General features: G+C 64.8%; 13 protein-coding genes and 3 pseudogenes. 9 read left to right on the plus strand and 7 right to left on the minus strand.

Annotated elements, in window-relative coordinates; translation table 11 throughout:
- Positions 1-1154 precede the first annotated feature (1154 nt).
- Positions 1155-2111: a TetR-type transcription factor C-terminal domain-containing protein gene (locus AC3EO7_RS33570; protein ID WP_435593402.1), complete on the plus strand. Its 957-nt coding sequence runs from the start codon at positions 1155-1157 to the stop codon at positions 2109-2111.
- A gap of 104 nt (positions 2112-2215) precedes the next feature.
- On the opposite strand, the gene AC3EO7_RS33575 is transcribed toward AC3EO7_RS33570, so the two are convergent.
- On the minus strand, positions 2216-2740 hold the full coding sequence (locus AC3EO7_RS33575; RefSeq protein WP_488186308.1) for a TetR family transcriptional regulator: 525 nt from the start codon (positions 2738-2740) through the stop codon (positions 2216-2218).
- Positions 2741-3073: 333 nt separating this feature from the next.
- On the opposite strand from AC3EO7_RS33575, the gene AC3EO7_RS33580 reads away from it, so the two are divergent.
- The 3 genes from AC3EO7_RS33580 (at position 3074) to AC3EO7_RS33590 (ending at position 6004) form a co-directional block, all read left to right on the plus strand.
- Entirely contained in the window at positions 3074-3856 is a 783-nt protein-coding gene (locus AC3EO7_RS33580; protein ID WP_488186309.1) for a DUF1295 domain-containing protein, read from the plus strand.
- A gap of 509 nt (positions 3857-4365) precedes the next feature.
- Positions 4366-4710: a hypothetical protein gene (locus AC3EO7_RS33585; protein ID WP_435593404.1), complete on the plus strand. Its 345-nt coding sequence runs from the start codon at positions 4366-4368 to the stop codon at positions 4708-4710.
- A 238-nt stretch (positions 4711-4948) separates the two neighbouring features.
- Positions 4949-6004 (plus strand): CSLREA domain-containing protein, encoded by a 1056-nt coding sequence (locus AC3EO7_RS33590; protein ID WP_488186310.1) that lies wholly within the window; start codon positions 4949-4951, stop codon positions 6002-6004.
- Here the strand turns inward: AC3EO7_RS33590 and AC3EO7_RS33595 are convergent.
- The 4 genes and pseudogenes from AC3EO7_RS33595 to AC3EO7_RS33610 form a co-directional block, all read right to left on the minus strand.
- Positions 6001-6672 (minus strand): TetR/AcrR family transcriptional regulator, encoded by a 672-nt coding sequence (locus AC3EO7_RS33595; RefSeq protein ID WP_431971532.1) that lies wholly within the window; start codon positions 6670-6672, stop codon positions 6001-6003. The two genes, AC3EO7_RS33590 and AC3EO7_RS33595, sit on opposite strands and share 4 nt — an antisense overlap.
- A 219-nt stretch (positions 6673-6891) precedes the next feature.
- Positions 6892-7149: pseudogene (locus AC3EO7_RS33600) on the minus strand (alpha/beta fold hydrolase); the annotation flags it as partial.
- Positions 7150-7759: 610 nt separating this feature from the next.
- The gene (locus tag AC3EO7_RS33605; protein WP_431971533.1) at positions 7760-8389 is read right to left on the minus strand and encodes a TetR/AcrR family transcriptional regulator; all 630 of its coding nucleotides are present in this window, start codon (positions 8387-8389) and stop codon (positions 7760-7762) included.
- A 294-nt stretch (positions 8390-8683) separates the two neighbouring features.
- On the minus strand, positions 8684-10039 hold the full coding sequence (locus AC3EO7_RS33610; protein ID WP_435593406.1) for a flavin monoamine oxidase family protein: 1356 nt from the start codon (positions 10037-10039) through the stop codon (positions 8684-8686).
- A gap of 543 nt (positions 10040-10582) precedes the next feature.
- Here AC3EO7_RS33610 and AC3EO7_RS33615 point away from each other — a divergent pair.
- The 3 genes and pseudogenes from AC3EO7_RS33615 to AC3EO7_RS33625 all read left to right on the plus strand — a co-directional run.
- Positions 10583-11974 (plus strand): saccharopine dehydrogenase family protein, encoded by a 1392-nt coding sequence (locus AC3EO7_RS33615; protein ID WP_435593407.1) that lies wholly within the window; start codon positions 10583-10585, stop codon positions 11972-11974.
- 51 nt (positions 11975-12025) lie between these two features.
- Positions 12026-12736, plus strand: coding sequence for a transporter (locus AC3EO7_RS33620; protein ID WP_435593408.1), 711 nt, complete (start codon positions 12026-12028; stop codon positions 12734-12736).
- A pseudogene (locus AC3EO7_RS33625) lies at positions 12733-12920 on the plus strand (transposase); the annotation flags it as partial. The gene AC3EO7_RS33620 and the pseudogene AC3EO7_RS33625, both read left to right, overlap by 4 nt.
- A gap of 322 nt (positions 12921-13242) precedes the next feature.
- Here the strand turns inward: AC3EO7_RS33625 and AC3EO7_RS33630 are convergent.
- A complete protein-coding gene (locus tag AC3EO7_RS33630) occupies positions 13243-13641 on the minus strand; it encodes a low affinity iron permease family protein (RefSeq protein ID WP_435593409.1) in 399 nt (132 codons plus the stop codon).
- A gap of 500 nt (positions 13642-14141) precedes the next feature.
- On the opposite strand from AC3EO7_RS33630, the gene AC3EO7_RS33635 reads away from it, so the two are divergent.
- Positions 14142-17420 (plus strand): protein kinase domain-containing protein, encoded by a 3279-nt coding sequence (locus AC3EO7_RS33635; RefSeq protein WP_435593410.1) that lies wholly within the window; start codon positions 14142-14144, stop codon positions 17418-17420.
- 17 nt (positions 17421-17437) lie between these two features.
- Here the strand turns inward: AC3EO7_RS33635 and AC3EO7_RS33640 are convergent.
- Positions 17438-17569 (minus strand): annotated as a pseudogene (locus tag AC3EO7_RS33640) (ATP-binding protein); the annotation flags it as partial.
- Between the two features lie 147 nt (positions 17570-17716).
- Between AC3EO7_RS33640 and AC3EO7_RS33645 the strand changes: the two are divergent.
- Positions 17717-19531, plus strand: coding sequence for an ABC transporter ATP-binding protein/permease (locus AC3EO7_RS33645; RefSeq protein ID WP_435593411.1), 1815 nt, complete (start codon positions 17717-17719; stop codon positions 19529-19531).
- Positions 19532-19542 lie beyond the last annotated feature (11 nt).

The following is a 19542-nucleotide window of genomic DNA, read 5'->3' on the forward strand; positions in this document are numbered from 1 at the left end:
GGATCCCCCAATTTCTGCTCTCGGGTGGGTATCGAGATGCGGGCGGGGATTGAGCCACGGGGCCAGAGCTTCCAAGTCTTCGGAATTCAGCTTGGCATTCTCGCACTCGCGATGACGGCCATTTCTGTAGTCGGACTCCGTACGCATGCGGGTGTTACACACTGGGCAACGCCACGTAGTCATCGCCGTGTCCGTCCTTCTTGCTCTCCAGCCTCATGAAGTAAGACAGCTTCACGAGCTTCGCCCGGCCGTGGAAGCTCCTGGTGGAGCGTGGAATCAAGATTCTGAGTAAGATAGGTCCGCTTTGCCCATTCATACGCGTAGAGCGCTCTTCGCAGCCATCGTGAGGGGCAATCCCGAAAGTAATCACTGGGGTCTTCGAAGTAATCACTGGGATGGGGATCGTCCATCATCAGGGCTTCCATAGCGGCATGAAACCCGGCTCTGTTGACAGCTATTTCGTGAGAATTCATGATCAATCCTTGGTTCAAGTTTAGTGTGAGACACCTCCGGCGATGGCAGTAATAGCAAGAGGCAGCAACATATGGATCGCTTTTACCTGTCTGCTGGGAACGACGACGGCAACCCGCGGCCCGCCGCAAGTCAGAGGACTGGATCGACGTGTTCGCCGTTCTGAAGCCGGTGGTGCGCGAACCGGCGAATGATAGCGAAGGTCTCGTCGCGACAGTCCCGTGCGAAGAGGGTTGGATCGCCAGTCGTACGCGCCGGGAGACACGGCGGAAGTGGGTTCCGCAGCAGGCTGGGCCTGCTGCGGCGCACATCTCACGGGCTCTCCGTCAGTCTCGAGCCTGGAAAGTATGGCGACAGCCCCCAGAGGCGACTGGGAACAAGATTCCCTCGTCCCGCCGAGGCGCGAACAGGTCCGTGTGGGTATGTCCGGGCGTACTGACGCGTTGACCACTGGGCCGATGACCTCCGACGCGGTCGCGCGAGCGGTGAGCAGCGGACCACTAGGGGCCGGAGTCTCAGCCATCGCGCATCCTTCCATTCACCAGGAGAGCTGAACACTCACCGGACGTTCGATAGATAGCTGTTCAGGTAGTGACTATGGTCACCGCACCCTGCGAGGATGTCAAGCGATCCGCCGGTACTTCCGCAATCCGAATGGACAAGAGCGATGTATTATGTTCAGCGTGTCTGAACAGACGATCGTGAGTGAGGGTCCCGGCGACACCGGTGCGGGTCAGCTGGTGCGCCGGGCTCGGACGGCGGCCGGAGTCTCGCTCCGCGAACTGGCGCGCAATATCGGCGTCAGCCCCGGAACCCTCAGCGCCATCGAGAACGGCAAAACACCACTGACCGTCGGCCGGCTCGACCGGATCGCTGCCGAACTCGGCGTCGCCACCGTCGACATTCTCGCCACCCGGCTACCGTCAGCCGCCGACGCCGCCGGCTCATCAGCCGCCCGGTCGACAGGCGACGGGCAAACATGGCGCACCTTCGATCCCCTCGTCCTCGATCCAGCTCTGCACGCGGCGATCGCAGCATTCCTGCAGACCGGTTACCACGGCGCGACGATGAGGAGTATCGCGGCCAACGCCGGTATGAGTGTCGCCGGCATCTACCACTACTACCCGAGCAAACAAGACCTGCTCGTCGCCGTATTCGACCTTGGAATGTCCGAACTGCACTGGCGAATCCCGGCAGCCCGCGACGACGGCGTCACCGCGGTCGAACGATTCGCCAACATGGTCGAAGCCCTCGCGTTGTTCCACACGCACCGCAGTGACCTCGCGTTCATCGGGGCCAGCGAAATGCGCAGCTTCGACGAACCCAGCCGCTCCCGAATCGCCGCTCTGCGCAGCGACATCCAGCGAATGATCGACGACCAAGTTGCCGCCGGAATCCAGGCAGGCGAGTTCACCACCCGCTACCCGCGCGAAGCCGCCCGCGCTGTCGCCACCATGTGCACGTCCCTCCCGCAATGGTTCCGCCCTGGCGGCCCCGTCTCTCAACAACAAATCGCCATCGAATACGCGCAATTCGCCGTCGACATCATGCGCGGAAACACACGGCCCGAGCCGACATGGCCCAGGCTCCATCGGAGGGAGCATCGGGATACCGGTGGATCCCGATCTCACTCCGAGTAGCCGAACCTGAACGGTCGGTGGAAGGACCGACGGCGCTCTTGCCGCCCGGCCGCAATGACTTTACGCAACGCCGCGCTCTTCCATGCGGTGCGCGCGGAGTCCGACTACGGCGGTGACGGGAGTGAGGCCGTCAGCCGGTCGCGGAGTGTGGGCCAGTCCAGGTGGGCCTGTTCGGCCCCGGGTACCGCCAGGAGTGCGGTACCGCGCAACGTGGCGAGAGTGGTGAGCAACCATTCGTGGAAGCCGTCTCGCGCCGCGACCTCAGGAACAAGCTCACCCGCCAGATCTCCGACGGCGGTAGTCGCGAGGTTCGCCATCATGGCCGCAACGTCGGCGACATCCACATCGTTGTGGGCGACGGCGTACAGCTGGAGCAGGGCACGGTTTATCGGCAGGTTGTGGACCTCCCACAGCAAGTCGAGCAGTGCCTCGAACCTCCCGGCACCCGGCGGCAACGGGCCGACCTCGGCCCGCACATCGGCCACGTAACGTTCGACGATGCGCTCGAGAGCTGCCTTCACCAACGCGGCCTTCGTCGGGTAGTAGTGCTGCATCGCGCCCTGGCTGACTCCGGCACGAGCGGCCACCGCCGCGGCGCTCAACGCGACGAACCCCTGCTCGACGAGCATCGCTACCGTCGCCTTCAGCAGCCGATCCTGGGTCTCTGCTCGTCGTTCGGCTTGGCTTCGCCGTGGCTTCGTCTGGACTCTGGTCACAATCCGAAGACTAGTACCGCGCCACTTGCAAGTTGCCAACTTATATCTTACCGTGTGCGCATGCCGTCCCCATCGAGCAATGCGCGAGGACTAGCGAACCGCGCCCTCCCGTCCCTCGCTTCCCTGGTCGTCCTCGGCGCCATGCTCACCGAGTCAGCGCTGCGGGATTTCCTGCTGGTGAACCTCGGCGTCCAGTTCGTCATCTTCGTGGGCGCTGCCTGCATCCCGGGGTGGCGCACTCTCCGGATGTCCTATGTCGACATCGCATGGCCCTGGGGACTCTTTGCCCTCGGTGTCCTGACGCTCGCGATGAGCGACAGATCCCCGCTTGCCATAGCTGTGGCCGTCGTCTTCCTGGTGATGGGCGGACGCATGGGTATCGCCGCGCTCGCCCTCTGGCGCCACGGCGAACTCGACCATGAGCTGCCGCGCTACCGGTTCCAGCGAAAGCGGTGGGCAAAGGCCACCCTGGGCAGCGAGCGGCTCGATCTAGTGGCCGAGATCCTGGTCCAGGCAGTCTCGAACATCACCGTCATGGCGGTACCGGCAGCGCTGGTGATCGCGATCGACGGTGCCGGAATAGGCGCAGTCGCAGCGGCAGGCATCGTCGTGTGGGCGGTGTCGTGGGTGCTGGAGTCGGTCGCCGACCTTCAGAAGATCCGTTTCGTCCGGTCGATGTCGGCGACGAATACGCGGGGGCATTGCGACGTCGGACTCTGGAACTACAGCCGACACCCCAACTACTTCTTCCAGTGGATGCAGTGGAACGCGATCATCGTCCTGTGCTTGCCGGTGCTGCGCCGAGCATTCGACGAATTCACGCCCGCCGCGTCGATCGGCGCCGCCATCGGACTGTTCGCGCTGTCGGCGATCATGTACTGGTGTCTCGTGTTCTACACCGGCGCTGTCCCGGCCGAATACTACAGCGCGCAGAAGAGGCCGGGCTACCGCGACTATCAGGCACAGACCAACCGATTCATGCCCGGATTCCGTCGCCACAAGCCATCCGCCAGCCACACCGTGAGCTGAGGGCGCCGACTTCCGGCTCCGCGGCGGCGGGACTCGGGGCCCAGAACTGCAGGGCAGGCTCGTCCCGGTACGCGCAGTACGGCGACCGCCCGACGGGCCATGGAGGCCGGCTCTAGATCGGCGTCGACCGTCTGCCGAAATCGTTTGATGGCCGACCAGTTGAGCCTCGAGGCCGTTGGTCGGCCGTCATGGGACTGCGGTCGAACGGCCTGGCCCTTATGACAATTCGTATCAGGATGCTCTGTCGATAAACCCATCCCGGACGGGTGATTGTCGATGCGGTCATCATGAGCCAGCGAGTCACCGGACCGCGCCCGCATCGTCGACGACACGTAGACAACTGCGGGCTTGCGGTAGTTGAGGGCTCGGTGGGGTCGGGGTGAGTTCGTGGAGGATGCGAAATCAGTGGGCTTCTCTGTCGAGTGCATCACCGTCCGGCCGCATCAGGCGCCCCCGGTGACCGAACACCAGCGGAAGCTGCCTTCGGCCCGATCCTCGGTATCAACGATGTGCTTGCCGAGGCATCCGCGCAGGAGGCCGCCGATCTGATCCGCGCACAGCCGGGCGGTGTTTCGCTGATCGACGCAGGCACCATCGAGCGGATCGCCCAGTCGTACAGCGCGGCGGCGCAGACCAGAATGGGATACCAGCGTCCCGTATTCGACGGCGACTTGACGTATTTCAGCGCGACCGTCGATACCTCCGACGGCCTCGGTCCAGCCGGTCGGCGACCCTATGTGACCGGCGAAATCATCGGCCACGGCGTCGAAGTCACCCACGACGAACCGACCGCGCCACACATGCTGCCGATCATCGCGCATGCACTCGACGAACAGTTGCGAGGTCGAGGATGACCTCCGGACCCGGAGTCGTCTTCGAAGAAGTCGAGGAGCCGTAGTCCCGGCTGAGGTGAGTTGGTAACTGCCACAAAGATTCTCGGCGAAGCTCCAGAAGGTGCTTCATTCTGCTACAAAGTTGTAATCATTCGCGTTCCCTACTTGAACGCGAGCGTACCCTACTCCATGTTCATGATCGGATCAGAGAGACTTGATGAAGACAAGCACATCTGCCGCGGCGGCCCGCGCCGTCGCCATGACGGCCCTAGTCGCGGGCAGCACCGTCGGATTCTCCGGAGCGGCCTACGCCGACAACGCGCCTGGTGGAGATTCTCCAGGAGTGATCACGGTGAACTCCACAGCAGACGAGGTCGCGGCCGACCCCCGAAGCGGGCAATGCCGCACGGTCTCCAACACCTGCACGTTGCGCGCCGCGGTGCAGACGGCCAATGCCCGTCCAGGCAGTACGATCGTGGTGCCCGCCGGACGGTACATCCTGGCGATACCGCCCGACCCGAGCAAAGTGCAGGGCCGCAACGCCGATCCGACCACGGGAGACCTGAACCTCACCGCGCCGACGGTGCTACGGGGCGCCGGCCGCGACCGGACGGTGCTGGACGCCAACGGGATCGACAGGGTGTTCAGTATCGCCTCGCCCGTAACGCTGGCGGGATTGACTGTGACCGGCGGAGTCACCGCCCAACACGAGATCCCGTTCTACGACACCGGCGGGGGCGGCATAGCCAATTCGTCGAACCTGGTACTCGATGACGTTGTGGTTCAAGGTAACAGCGCCGGGTACGGCGGCGGGATCTTCAACGTGCCGGGGTCGGACTTGCAGACGAAGAATACGACTATCACCGGCAATACATCCGGCGAGGCGGGCGGTGTGCGGTGCGATAACACCTGCACCTTCACCGACTCGACGATCTCCAACAACCGCGTGGTCAATCCCGAAAAGTGGTCCCGTCCCGGTGGATTCGCCGGTCGCGGCGGCGGGGTAGATGTCCGAGGCCGGGGCGTGGTGACTTTCGATCGTTCGACGATCACCGGAAACTCTGCCACGGACGCCGGCGGCGGCATCAACGTGGCGCCGGCCTACCTCGACACCCTCCCCCACCAGGTGACCGATCGGGTCAACGTTCCGCTGGGCACCGTCGTATTGCGGAACTCGACTATTACGGCGAATACCTCCGGTACCGCTCTTGCCAACTGCGCGAAGGTGTTCGCGAAGATCGTCTCCGAAGGTGGCAATACCAGCGACGATACTTCCTGCGACCTCACCGGTCCCGGGGACAAAACCAAGTCCTAGTCGACAGGCAAATCCGGCCCGAGCAGCGCGCGGTGGATGTACATCACCGTGTCCTCGAGTTCGAGCAAGTCACCTCCGGCACGCAGGGTTCGACGGACGGCCTCGTTGGTCGCATCGGTCACCGCCAGATAGGCATGATCGGGAACCGACGGATCGACGGGGCCTGCCGTTTCACGCCACGCTCGGATGTATCCGGCAAACCAGTGTTGGCAACGCTCGAACGACTCGATCGCGCGTGATCCGGCCACGGCGGTTTCCAGGTAGAACGAGCGCGCGAACGATGGTTCGTCACGCAACAGAGTGAGATACTCGCGAATGCCGCGTCGGAGAGTCTCGAGGGGCCCCAGCTGTTCGGACAACACCTGCGTCATCGCCCGCTCGAGATGATCGATCATCAGATCGCGACCCGTCTCGGCCGCGGCAAGGAAGCACGCTTCCTTGTCCGGGAAGTGCTGATAGAACGTACGACGCGAAACCTTCGCTGCCGCAGCAATATTCGCGACCGTCACAGTGAGATAGCCGCGTTCCGCGACGACGACCGTCACCGCGAACAGGAGCCGCTGACGCTGCGACCCCGTCACCAGATCACGAGCGAGACCGTGCGGCCCGTGCGGTAAGGCCGTCAGGGTCGGTTCCAGCAACTGCTTATGTTCCACCCACACCTTCATATCAGGTCCAGCGCCACGAGAGTGAATATCGCGTGACAGGTGGCGCCGACCAGGCTCACCGACCACCATCGACTCCATCTGCCCGCTGGGTCCGCCGCCGGATCGGCATCGAGCCCGATGTTTGCCATGGTGATCGGTTGCGGCGCCTGATCGCTCCTCGAAAGTGGTTCGGCGCCATCGGCGTCCGTCCGGTCCGCGGAAACGGTGTCTCGCCTCGGCTCACCGCTGCTCGCGGAACCGCTCGATGACCGGCGCGAGTTCCGCGGCATTGATGATGAGGTCGACATGGCCGCCGGGGTGAAGGTGAACGACAGCATGCGGCAGCAGTCGCCGCATGATGCGGGGATTCGCGAGAGGAATGATCGGATCGTCGGTACCCGCGATGATCAACGTGGGCTGGCGGATGAGCGGAAGAGCGAACAGACTCGTCCACACCGAGCCGGCGAGCAATTGGTGGACGTATCCGACACCGGATCCGGCCATGAGTTGACGATCGAGCAGCCGCTGGACGACCCGTGCCGACGTTGGCTTCGACGCTGGCACCGAGCAACTCGCCGGTGCGAGGATCACCCCGCAGTTCGACGATGCCCTCCTCGAGGAAGGTGCGAATTGTCGCGCTGACCTCGATCGCCCGTTCGTTCATCCGAGCGGCAACCGCCGCGATGTAGCCACCGGCGTCGACGTCATCGTGACGCATGTTCGGGTCTCCTCCCTCCGTGCCCGCCGACCGCGCGGCGGGCTCTCGATCCCTTGTCTCCACGAACAGAACCGGCGGAGACTTCGTCGCCACCGAGCCGGTGTCCCGATGTCCCTCGCCTGTTCGATGGCGCACAAGCATGAGGGTCGGCAAGACACTTCAAGTCGACATCAAGTTCATGCGAGGTGGGGTGAGGAAGCCTCGAGAGTGGCGGCCCCGCAGCCCTTTTCGCCGAGCAGCACCTCGGCCGCGTCGAGGATGGCTCGCATGCGCTCGATCCCGGGACGCCGCACAGGTGCCGGGCGAGCGGTCGCTCTGGGCGCCGGCCAGTAGTCGAACACGATTCGAAATCGTAACGGCTCGGCCGACCAACGCGGGCAGCGAGCGGGGTCAGTCCTTCGGCGCGTAGGTCTCGAGATAGGCAGCGACAAGCCGTCGCGCTTCGGCGATCGTGGCCTGGTCGCCGGTCGGCGACCGCCGGAACGCGACGTCGAACAGCCTGTTGCCCGCTTCGAAAGCAAGCTCGAGGGCGAGTCGAGGCGTGTCGGCGTCGATGAAATCTCGGTCTATCAGGTAGCGCCACAACCGCTCGGCCTGCGCGTCGTCGAAGACCTGGGCCACTTCGGCAATCGCAGGAGTACGCCCCACGTACCAGAGTTCGATGAAGCTCGGGAACTCCCGGTAGTACGCGAGTAGCAGGTCGATGATCACATCGATGGCCTGGCGCAAGTTCTGCGACGCTCGACGTTCCAGCGCCGCCGCGATACGCGCATCCAGCTCTCGGACGTGGCGATGCGCCAGCTCGACGTCGACCTGGTTGCGATCGGCGAAGTAGTGATAGATCGACGCCAGCGGAATGCCGGTCCGTTCACCGATCGCTTTCAGCGTGGCAGCCTCGTAGCCCTGCTCACGCAGCAATCCGTCGGCGGCTTCGAGAATCGCGAGCACGCGCTCGATTCCGCGGCGCTGCACCGGGGCAGGCCGAGCAGAGGTCTGCGGAACCGTCTTGTTCTCGAACACGACTTGGGATCGTAACAGCCGGTTCGGCACCTCTACAGGAGCTCGCCAACCGCCTCGTCACCGATGACGTCGACCTGTTCTGAGCCGGCACCGGTCCAGCCCACCCGCCACGTCTTGAATAGTGTTGCAGCGCAGGCGCCTTCCCTCCAACCAAACACCGACCACCCGAGAGCCCGACTCCCGTCGATCGAGAGAGTCGGGCGTGGAGGCATCTGGAGTCGAGCATGCGCCCGGATCAGAATTCGACGACCCGGCGAACGGCGACGCAGCCGTAGCGTGTCGGCTCCTCGACTGTCACGGTCGGATCAGGCTCGCCAGTACGGCCTTCCCTGCTCGCTCGCCCGACGTGGCCGCGTCCGCGAGCGACGGCAAATCGAGCTGATAGTCGCCGGCGAGGTAGATGCTTCCGAGCGGATCACGCAGGATCGGAAGCGAATCCCTCCCCCCGGGCGCCCAGAAGGGCACGACCCGATGGTGCCGCCGCACGATGCCTTCGCCCAGCTTCCCCTCCAGTTCGGGAAGTACTGTGACCAAGTCCTTCGAGAATCGCGACACGATCTCCTCGTCGGATAGCTCGAACAACGCGTCGGCCTGAGCGCCGCCCGCGAAACAGGCCAGTGCTCCGCCCGGCTTACGAACGCTGCCGTTCCGCAACGCCGCGGCGTGGTTGAACACCGCCTGGAACGACAACTGCGGCGTCGAGACGCCGAAGAAGTCGTCCAAATATTGCGGCCCGACTTCGTTGGTGAAGAAGCCGACCACCACGTACCGACCGTAGGTGATGTCGTGGAATGCGTTGCGCTGCTGCTGCGGCAGCTCCGGGATGATCCGCTCCGCGATATCGCCGGGCACGGTGACGATCGCGCGCTTGGCCCGCAGCCGCGCCGGACGATCGCCGTCGTAGTAGTCGACCACTACGCCGTCACCGTCCTGCCGGACCGATCGCACCACCGAGTTCAGGCGGATCCGGCCACCGAGGTCCTCCGCCAGAACGTCGGTCAACGTCTGGTTTCCACCCACTGGCAGCGAGAAGTTCGGGATCTTTGCCGGGTCGGCCAGCGCGACGGCGACCGAGGTGACGAACTGGGTCGCGGCCGTCTCGTCGACCTCGCATCCCATCCACTGCGCCGACCACGACCGAACGATGGAGCCAGCCAGTTCTGACCGGACGCCTTTGAGCAGGTACGTCGCCAGCTTGGTGTCGAGCTTTGCGCGAACCTTTTGCGCGATCCGGCTCTGCGACTCCAGGAACGGCATGGCCGCGAAGATACGTGCACCGACCATCGCCATGCCTAGGCGGTCCGTCATGGTCATCCGCGTGCGGAACATGAGCGCGACGGGATTCGAGGTGTCGACCAGGCCGCCGTTCAGGTAGAGCGCGACGCTCTTGCCTGCGAGCGAGCCCATCGGAATGTTGTGCCGGTCGAGGGCATCGATCAGAGGGCCTGTGCCCTCGGTGAACTGAGTGCCGACGTTGATCCAGTAGTCGCCCTGCCGGACGGTCTCGACTCGTCCGCCCGCACGGTCGGTGGATTCGAGAACAACCACCTCGGCCTCCGGCGCCAGCGTGGTCGCCGCCATCAACCCCGCCATTCCGGCACCGACGACGACCACCTCGGTGGCCTCTTCGTGCACATCGTGCGTTGGCAAATCAACTCCTGACTCTGGGTCTATCAAAGGGAAGGTCCGGGTCACTGGCCGGTGGCCGATCAGCGACACCCCGAAGCGCGATGGGCGTGATCAGGCGCGCTGTATCGCTCTCGCGGCGTAGGTGAGCGAGCCGCCTCAGCGGGCTCGCTGCCGGATACCACGGGCACCGTCGTCACCGACAACGGACTGCACGTCCTGCGCGCCGTCGCCCTACTCCATTCCGTTGACGTCGGCGAGAATCCAGCACGCCGCGTCATGGTTTAACTCGAACTCGATTCGAGTTTAAGATCAGGGGGTGACGCTGTCAACAGTCGGTCGACGACCGTCTCATTCAGCCTCGATTCCAGCCCAGACATGTTCTCCGCTCGACTTCATCGAAGCGGCTCTCCGCAGGTCACTACCGGCGACGACAGCACGTTCGATCGCGGAGTGCACGCCGGTCGACTCGTCGGCCCTCGGACATGGCCCGGCAGGACAACGCCGGGTTGCGGCGGTTCGTCCTGGGCTACCCGGCCGGATCCGCCGTGGTCGAAGACATTGCCAATGACGCTGGGGACGCAATTTCGACAACTGGGTAGCGCGGAGTTCGCCTCCACGCTAGGTTTGCATGAACTCGAACTCGAATCGGGTTCTATATATTCACTGGGCCGCATGCGGCCCTCGACCCACAGGAGTACAGCCATGGGCACCAAGCGAATTGTCTTCATCGGGGCCGCAGGAGAGATGTGTCGGCTTGCTATCCAACGGTTCGCCGTCGCTGACGGAGACTGGGAGCTGGCCCTCTACGACATCCGTCCCGAGCTGCTCGATCAGCTGGTGCGCCAGCTGCCTCCCGGCCGGGCGAGCGCCGCGCGGCTCGACCTGTACGACCGCGAAGGGCTTCGCCATGCCATCGAGGGGGCCGCGCTCGTGGTGCTCGGTGCCGGTCCGTACATCCGCACCGCCGGCCCCGTGATGGAGGCGTGCCTGGAGGCCAAGGTGCCCTATCTCGATTTCGACGACGACATCGAGAGCACCCTGCACGCACTGTCCTTGCACGAAGACGCCCTAGCGGCGGGGGTGCCGATGTACATCGGCTGTGGTGCGTCGCCCGGCTTCACCAACGTGCTGGTCGCCGACGCCGCCGCCGAGCTGGACAGTGTCGAGAACATCGACGTGTATTGGGTGGTCGGCGATGAGCGCGGAGCCGTCGGCCGCGCGGTTCTCGATCATATGCTGCGGGTCGCCGCCGGTCCCTGCATGACCTGGGAGAACGGCGGACCGGTGATGCACCAGTCCTGGCTGGAGACCCGCTGGACGGAGCTGGGCGGCGGACTCGGGCTGACCATGGTGCACGAGACCGCGCACCCGGAGCCGGTGACCTTGCCGCGAAAGTACCCGGATGCCAAGAACATCCGCTGCTTCGGCGGGCTGGATCCGGCCCCCTACAACGGTATTGTCCGCGGCGTCGGCCTGGCCGTGCAGAAGGGCCACATGTCCATGCAGGAGGCAGTGGACTTCTTGGAGGCCTTGATGACCAACAAGGGCGGCAGCTCGAAGGGCTTCCGCCACGCTCTTTCCGGATTGCGGGACATCGCGCGTACCGGGGAGTCGACGCCCACCGAGCTGATCAAGTTCCTTGCCTTGGCGGCGGTGGGCCATACCTTCCCCCACAAGTCCGCCCTGAAGGTCGAGGTGACCGGCCTCCGCAACGGCCTGCCCGCGGTGGTCAGCCGCCGTACCCCGGTGAGTGGACCTGGCACCTATCTGTTCACCGATATGGCCGCGGCGACGGGAACGGCCTGTGCCGCGTTCATGGTGGTGGCACTCGACGAAGAACCCGGAACCCGCGCAGGGGTATTCACGCCCGAAGAATGGGCCGAGCCGGAGCGGTTCTACAAGGGCCTCGAACGTGTCGGCACCCCGCGCGACGAGATCTACGAAGTCTCGCACTAGCCGCCTCGGTTCGTCGATACATCGAACACCGGACCTCGCACAAGGTTGATCATGGATCTCAAAACAACACTGTATGCACTCGCCGATCTCTTCATGATCGTCGCCGGGTTCACCTACGGCTGGAAGTTCATCAAGAACTACAGAAACTACTTACTCGGTCTCGAATGGATCATCGTCGCGAGTTCGGGAACCAACTTCCTGGTTTACGGGGTGGTCGGCGCGAACGAAACCAGCCCGATGTATCACCTGGCATTCTTCTTCGACGCGTTCTCCCGGTCGGTCGGAATCACCGTGATTCTCGTCCTTGGTTTGATGAAGGTCACCCACGGATTCAAGCCGCCGCTCGCCGTCGATATCGGTGTCTTCGGGCTCGCCATCGTGGGTGGCCTGTTCATGTCCGCCTTCGCCGACGACCTCGGGCTGGCTGCGGCCATCTTCTACGTCGTGATGAACGCCCTGACCACCCTGTTCCTGCTCTACTTCGCGTGGCGGCTGTGGAATGCCGGTGAGCACCGTCATGCGATCGCGGTAGCGGCCATCAGCGCCGCAGCAGCCGCGATCGCCGGGGTGTACGACTTCTACCGCATACCCGGCGACGATGAGCACCACACGATCTTCTACATCTTGGCCCTCATCACCTGGGCCTGCCAAATGGTCGTGTGCTACTTCGGCTATCGCGCGCTGCAAAATAGCAATGACCGCATTGCAGCTGATCAAGCACCAGGGTCCCCGGTCGCGAGTTCGGTAAGAGTTTCCGACTGAGTGATACCGACTGGGATACCGACGGCGTCCGTGACGACGTGCGCGGGGCTATGTGGCCGATCGGCTAGGTAACCGCGATGCGGTGCCGATCGCCGACGACACTGGGTCTGAAAAGAGTGTCCGCTCGGCCGGGGTGCAACACCAGTACTCCGGCACGGCCGAGCGCACCGAGAACTGCCAGATGCGCCATGCACGACCGGAAATGGCGGACCACATCAGCATCTGGCGTGGCGTGAACAAGTCAGCGTGCCGTCCAACATCGGCGCATCCACATGGCGCAGCGACGAAAGATCCGACCGGTGCCACCGCTCGTCACACGGCGAACCGGCGCGGGTCTCCCCGGCACCTGCACAGCGTGCACGTGTACACAACACGCCACCCCGCACAATCTGTCTTATCGCTGCGCTTTGCACATCGCCGGTCAGAGCGGATCCGGTCCCCGCCTACCGGGCCGCGATCATTGGGCCGCGGACTTGGCCGCCGGTGAATCCCCGAACAACCACATTTCAGTGGCGCTCTTCGAGTCCAACAGCTTCCCGGAGCCGCTCCGCGGCCGTTCGAAGCTCGGAATCGTCGAACGCGGACGACGCCAGCAGCGCCGCCAGCGCCTCGGCGATGACATTGAGTTTCTCCTGCGCGGCCTCGCTTGCCCGGCGACTGGAGTTCTCGAGCAGCACCACCAACAGCAGCGTGAAAACGCTCGCAACGGTATGAATGGCGACTTGCCAGGTCTTGAGGTCCGTCCACCATGGCAAGCTGATCAGCCACGCCACGACGATCCCCGCACAGACGAAGAAGAACGGAGCCTGACTCACTCGCAACTCGGCCTGCTCGACGAACCGGTCGAACGGCGACCGGCGATCACCTCCGCCACGACTCCGCGCGGCCTCGCTGCGTCGCTCCATCACCGGAATTTTAGTCACATCCCACCCCCACCACATCCGGACGATCACGCTCGCCGACGCGCATCGCCGGCAACGGCATTTCCTTCGCGACATGCACGGTAACCACCGACTGCCACGCAGCTTCCACGCGTGCCCCCTAGCCCGACGAACATCTGTAACAATCAGCCCTCATTCAGCACAACCTGGCCGCCGCGTTCGTTGCCGAAGCCATCGCTCACCGACTCGACATCGCCGACCTGCAGGTTCTGCTATGGCTCGACTCCGCACCCACCATGCGGCAAGCACCCCTTTCGTCCTCCCTGACTCGGGTTATAGCCTCGGCGAACAGACAAGGGGTCGAAATTCGGATGCCGCGCAGTGATCAGTCTTCACGTGCCGTCGACTGCGGCGGTGGGGCCCGCAGTTACTACCGTGGCGATATCCTCGAAGTAGTCATCGAGAGGCGAGCAGGACAATGATGCTGTTGCCATGGCGTGGATCGGGTGAATCGGTATAGGTCGATGACCGGCGCCGATCCGCTCGCGACGCAACGCGACGCGTCTGGCTCGGTCGCGGCGGAACTGGCCGCGGCCGGGTTCGACGACGCCATGGAGATCGGCCGCGGCGGGTTCGGTGCCGTCTACCGGTGCACGCAGGCCGAGCTCGACCGCGTGGTGGCGGTCAAACTGCTCACCACCGGTCTCGACGAGGACAATCGGGCGCGGTTCTTCCGCGAGCAACGCGCCGCGGGCAGGCTGACCGGGCACCCCAATATCGTGCACGTCCTCCACGCGGATGTGACCGGCAATGGTCGGCCTTTTCTCGTGATGCCGTACTACCCGCGCGGTTCCCTCGACGCGCGGATCCGCAGCGACGGGCCGCTGGAGTTGCAGGAGGTGCTGCGGCTCGGGGTGAAGCTGGCCGGGGCTCTGGAGACGGCGCATCGCTTCGGGGTTCTGCATCGCGATGTCAAGCCCGCGAACATCCTTTTCACCGATTACGACGAGCCGACGCTGGTGGACTTCGGAATCGCCCATTTCGCAGGCGGTTTCGTCACCGGCACCGGCATCGTGACGGGTACGCCGGCTTTCACCGCGCCGGAAGTGGTCGCCGGCCAGTCACCGAGTCCCGCCACCGACGTCTACGGTTTGGGCGCGACATTGTTCGCCGCGATCACCGGTCATGCCGCTTTCGAACGTCGCAGCGGTGAGCAGTTGGTGGCGCAGTTCGTTCGGATCACCTCCGAGCCGGTCCCGGATCTGCGGGAGCAGGGCATCGCCGCGGATGTCAGCGCGATCGTCGAACGTGCCATGGGCAGCGATCCGCGCAGCCGCCCGTCCGCCGCGGAACTGGGTGAGCAACTCCAGGCATCTCAACGCCACCATGGACTTCCCGTCGATGAGATGGCTCTGCATACCCCGTCCGAAGCCGAGCACGAACCCACGCCACCCACACGCGGGAAGTCTTCCTCGACAGTGTCGAATCAGCGCCGACCGTCGCAGAGTTCTCGACCGGGGAGGGTGCCGTTGGAGCTGACCAGTTTCGTGGATCGACGCACCGAGCTGACCGAAGCAAAGAACTCGTTGTCGACCGCGCGATTGGTGACGTTGACCGGGATGGGTGGGGTGGGCAAGACGCGGCTGGCGGTGCGGGTGGCCACCGACGTGCAGCGTGAGTTCGCCGACGGTGTGGCTTTTGTGGAGATCGGCGAGGTGCGTGACGAGTCGCTGCTGGCGAGCATTGTGGCGGCCGCGCTGGGGTTGCAGGACCGATCGGCGCGGCCGCTGCGCGAGGTGCTCGCCGAGTTCCTGGCCGACGGGGAACTGCTACTCGTGCTGGACAATTGCGAGCAAATGGTCGCCGCGGTCGCCGAGCTCGCCGAATCACTGCTTCGCGCGTGTCCCGGGTTGCGAATTCTCGCGACGAGTCGCGAGCCGATCGGCCTCGACGGAGAAGCGGTATTGCCGGTACACCCGCTTGCCGTTCCCGATCCCGACCGGCTACCGAGGAGCCCGTCCCGAAACGACGCGATGAGATTGTTCGCCGAACGGGCAACCACGGCCGTCGCGGGCTTCGAGATCACCGACGACAACACGGCCACCATCGCCGGGATCTGCCGACAGCTGGACGGCTTGCCGTTGCCGATCGAGCTGGCGACAGCCCGGCTGCGAGTCATGTCGCCGGACCAGATCTTGCAGCGGCTGACCGATCGATTCGCATTGCTCACCCGCGGCAGCAGGACCGCCCCGCCACGGCAACAGACGTTGCGCATGTGCATCGACTGGAGCCACGACCTGTGCACCCCGACAGAACAACGAGTATGGGCCCAGCTCTCGGTGTTCGCCGGAAGCTTCGAACTCGAGGCCGCCCAATACGTCTGCGGCGACGATCCCACGGCAGAGGATTTCCTGGACACGGTGGCCTCCCTCGTCGACAAGTCGATATTGATCCGGGAGGAGTCGGGTGCCGCGGTCCGATTCCGGATGCTCGACACCGTGCGCGACTACGGTCACGAAAAGGCAAGAGAGACCGGCGAATACCTCCAGTACCGACGCCGCCACCGCGACTGGTACGAACGGCTTGCCCTCGACGCGTATGCCAACTGGCCCAGTAACCGGGCGCTCGAGTGGATCTCCCGGTTGCGTCGGGAGCAGCCGAACTTGCGGCAGGCGCTGGAGTTCTGCGTCTCCGACAACCCCGAAGTCGGGATTCGGATCGCCGCCGATATTTGGCCGTTCTGGTACTCCCAAGGCTCGCTGAGTGAGGCGCGCCGCTGGCTGGACCGTCTTCTGGCTCGCCGCACCGGCCAACTCACCATCGACCAGGCCGCGGCGATCTACGCCGCCTGCATGATAGCGGCGGTACAAGGTGACCTTCCCGCGGTCGAGGGTCTCGTGCGCAAAGGGCGCCCGCTCGTAGAGCAGACCACCGCCCCGTTTGCCCGCGCCCACATCGACCTCGCCGACGGAATTCTCGCGATACTCAGCGGAAAACCTTCTGCCGCAAGCCCGTACCTCGAGAAGGCTGTCCAGGCGTATACGAAACTCGACAACGTCTTCTTCCGAGTCCACGCGTTGACACTCCTCGGATTCACCCAGGAACTGAGCAACGATACCGAAAAAGCCGTCGAGTGCTACGAGCACGCGCTCGCCATCGCCGAAAAGCACGGCGAAACGATGTACCGCCCTTACGTGCTGTGGTCGCTGGCGGTGGCGTCGTGTCGGCAGGGCGACCTCGCGCGGGCGACTCGACTACTCGCGCGGGCACTGCAGGCGAGCCGGACGGTGAACGACCGCACGAACACGAGCATGTGCCTACGCGCATTGGCGCGGATCGCCAACGACCAACAGGATGTCGAGCGTGCGGTCGTGCTGATGGCAGCCGCTGATCATATCGACCGGTCGGTGGGCGCTTCGCCGAGCTGGTACTCCGACCTGCTCGTCCCCCACGAAGAGTCCGAGCGCCGGACTCGCCAGGCAATGAGCGAGCAGACATACGCTGCAGCCCAAAGGGAGGGCGCCGCGCTCAGTTTCGACGCCGCGATCGCCTACGCCCTGGGTGAACACGCCCCTCCCGCACCCGCAGACAGCGCCGGTCGCAAACTGACCAAACGGGAACGACAAGTCGCCGAACTGATCGCCGAAGGGCTCACCAATCGGGAGATCGCCACTCGCCTGGTCATCTCACCACGCACCGCCCAAGGACACGTCGAGCACCTGCTGACCAAGCTGGGGTTCACCTCCCGGGCACAGATCGCAGCATGGATCGCGGCATCGCAGAACAATGCTTCGGAAGCATGAGCGAAGATGACGCGCTATCCAGCGTCAACCGGCCCGGTCAGGATGACCGACTCACCGATCGGCAGCCACCGCAGCGCTGCCAGGTCACGGATCTGCGCAGAGGGCAGTTTCGGGCTCGCGGCGAAGTCGAACTCCTCCAGAGCGACCTGCTGCGGCGCCGTCTTGTTTCCCCAACGAAATCCGCTGTTCCGAGGGTCTCCGATCTAACCACGGAGCCAGTTTTCCCGCTGCCCGGTGAGGCGATGCTTCCTGGTGGGCGCTGGCACAGCCAGGGCGCGATTTGAGGCAAACGCCTCATGCGACCACGGCGGCGGCGGACCGATGATCAGGGCATGACGAAGCGAGTTCAGGAATCACGGAGATCACCGGTCATGACCGAATTGACATTCGAATCACCGACCGTCGAGCGGTTCGGTACGCCCATTTCAGATCACACACCTGGAGTGCCGGACGGCGGGCGAATCGATGCAGTCAACGTAAGCCGGTGTGTCGGGGCGCGGCAGATTCTCCAAGAGCTGTCGTTGTCGGTCGAACCAGGCGAGTTGGTCGCCATTGCCGGCGGCAGTGGAGCAGGAAAGAGCACATTGCTGGAGATCCTCGCGGGACTGCGACCACCGTCTGCCGGGGAGGTTCGGCATGACGGCGTCGTTCGCGGGGACCGAGTCAGCGCCGATTCCCGTATCGGCTACGTGCCCCAGGAGGACATCATCCATCTCGAGATGCCCCTGCGCCGCACGCTGCGCTACGCGGCGCGGCTTCGGCTGCCCGCAGGCACATCGGCGGCCGAGGCGGACCGGGTAGTCGAGGAGACCATGCATGACCTCGACCTGGCTGATCGGGCCGAGGTGCCGGTCCGTGCGCTGTCCGGCGGCCAGCGCAAGCGGGCCAGTATCGCCGTGGAGCTACTGACCCGGCCACACCTGTTCTTCCTCGACGAACCCACCTCCGGGCTCGATCCGTCGACCGCAGCCGACGTGATGCGCCTGCTGCGCCGACTCAGCCAGCGCGGAGTCACAGTCGTCCTCACGACGCACGAGCCGACCGGCATCGACCGGTGTGACCGGGTGGTGTTCCTGGCGCGCGACGGCCACCTGGCCTTCACCGGCAGCCCGACCGAGGCTCGGCGCTACTTCGGCGTCGAGGATCTCGCCGAGGTGTATGACCGGCTGGCTCGTGAGCACACCCCTCAGATCTGGGCGGAGCGATTCGCGGACAGCGGTGGGAGGTCGACAACCCGGCCTGGCTCGGCGCTACTGCCCATCCCCGCCACCCGTTCCGACGTCAAGCGCACAGACATGGTCCGGCAATGGTGGCTACTGACACGACGCAATGTCGATGTTCTCCTTCGCAACCGGCTGACCTTGGCGGTCCTGCTCGGCTCACCGGTGCTGGTCACTGCGATGATGGCGACGCTGTTCCAGCGAGACGCGTTCGATCCGCGTAACGAAGCCGACCTCGGCCCGGTCCAGATCGTGTTCTGGATCGCGTTCGCAGGCTTCTTCTTCGGCCTCACGTACGGCCTGCTCCAGATCGTCGGGGAGATGGCCGTCTTCCGGCGGGAGCGCCTGGCCGGGCTCAGTGTGAGCGCCTACGTGGCATCCAAGGTGACAGCGCTGCTTCCGGTGCTGGCTGGAGTGAGCGCGGTGCTTCTCGGTGTGCTGCGGGCGCTCGGTCGGCTCCCCGCCGTGGGATGGGACGTGTCCGCCTTCCTATTCGTGACGATTGTGATCGAGGCGACCTCGGCACTGGCCCTCGGATTGCTCGCCTCGGCCGCGGTCTCCAACGCCGCGCAGGCCGCCCTCGCCCTGCCGATGCTCTGCTTCCCTCAGGTTCTGTTCGGTGGCGCCATCGTCCCCGTCGACGAGATGGCCCTCCCGGGACGCCTGATGAGTCTCGGCCTATCCAACCGCCACGCGTTCGAAGCGCTGGGTCGCGATCTGGATGTCGAGCGGTACACCACCACGCTGCCTGCCATGTCCGCCTACGGCGACACCTTCCACGGAGGCACCGGCGCCAGTCTCCTCGCGCTCGCCTCGTTTGCCGTTGCCCTCATGCTGGCCACGATATGGGTCTTGGACCGGCGGTCCCGGCCCAGCGCATCCCGGCGATGAAGGCACGGTTG

The organism is Nocardia sp. bgisy118 (assembly GCF_057708605.1).

Bases quoted from the DNA above. Each gene is read 5' to 3' on its own strand.
- AC3EO7_RS33575 (WP_488186308.1), bottom strand. From the start codon at position 2,740: ATGCTCGTCGAGCAGGGGTTCGTCGCGTTGAGCGCCGCGGCGGTGGCC.
- AC3EO7_RS33580 (WP_488186309.1), top strand. From the start codon at position 3,074: ATGTCCTATGTCGACATCGCATGGCCCTGGGGACTCTTTGCCCTCGGT.
- AC3EO7_RS33590 (WP_488186310.1), top strand. From the start codon at position 4,949: ATGACGGCCCTAGTCGCGGGCAGCACCGTCGGATTCTCCGGAGCGGCC.
- AC3EO7_RS33595 (WP_431971532.1), bottom strand. From the start codon at position 6,672: ATGAAGGTGTGGGTGGAACATAAGCAGTTGCTGGAACCGACCCTGACG.
- AC3EO7_RS33615 (WP_435593407.1), top strand. From the start codon at position 10,583: ATGACGCTGGGGACGCAATTTCGACAACTGGGTAGCGCGGAGTTCGCC.
- AC3EO7_RS33620 (WP_435593408.1), top strand. From the start codon at position 12,026: ATGGATCTCAAAACAACACTGTATGCACTCGCCGATCTCTTCATGATC.
- AC3EO7_RS33630 (WP_435593409.1), bottom strand. From the start codon at position 13,641: ATGGAGCGACGCAGCGAGGCCGCGCGGAGTCGTGGCGGAGGTGATCGC.
- AC3EO7_RS33635 (WP_435593410.1), top strand. From the start codon at position 14,142: ATGACCGGCGCCGATCCGCTCGCGACGCAACGCGACGCGTCTGGCTCG.
- AC3EO7_RS33645 (WP_435593411.1), top strand. From the start codon at position 17,717: ATGCGACCACGGCGGCGGCGGACCGATGATCAGGGCATGACGAAGCGA.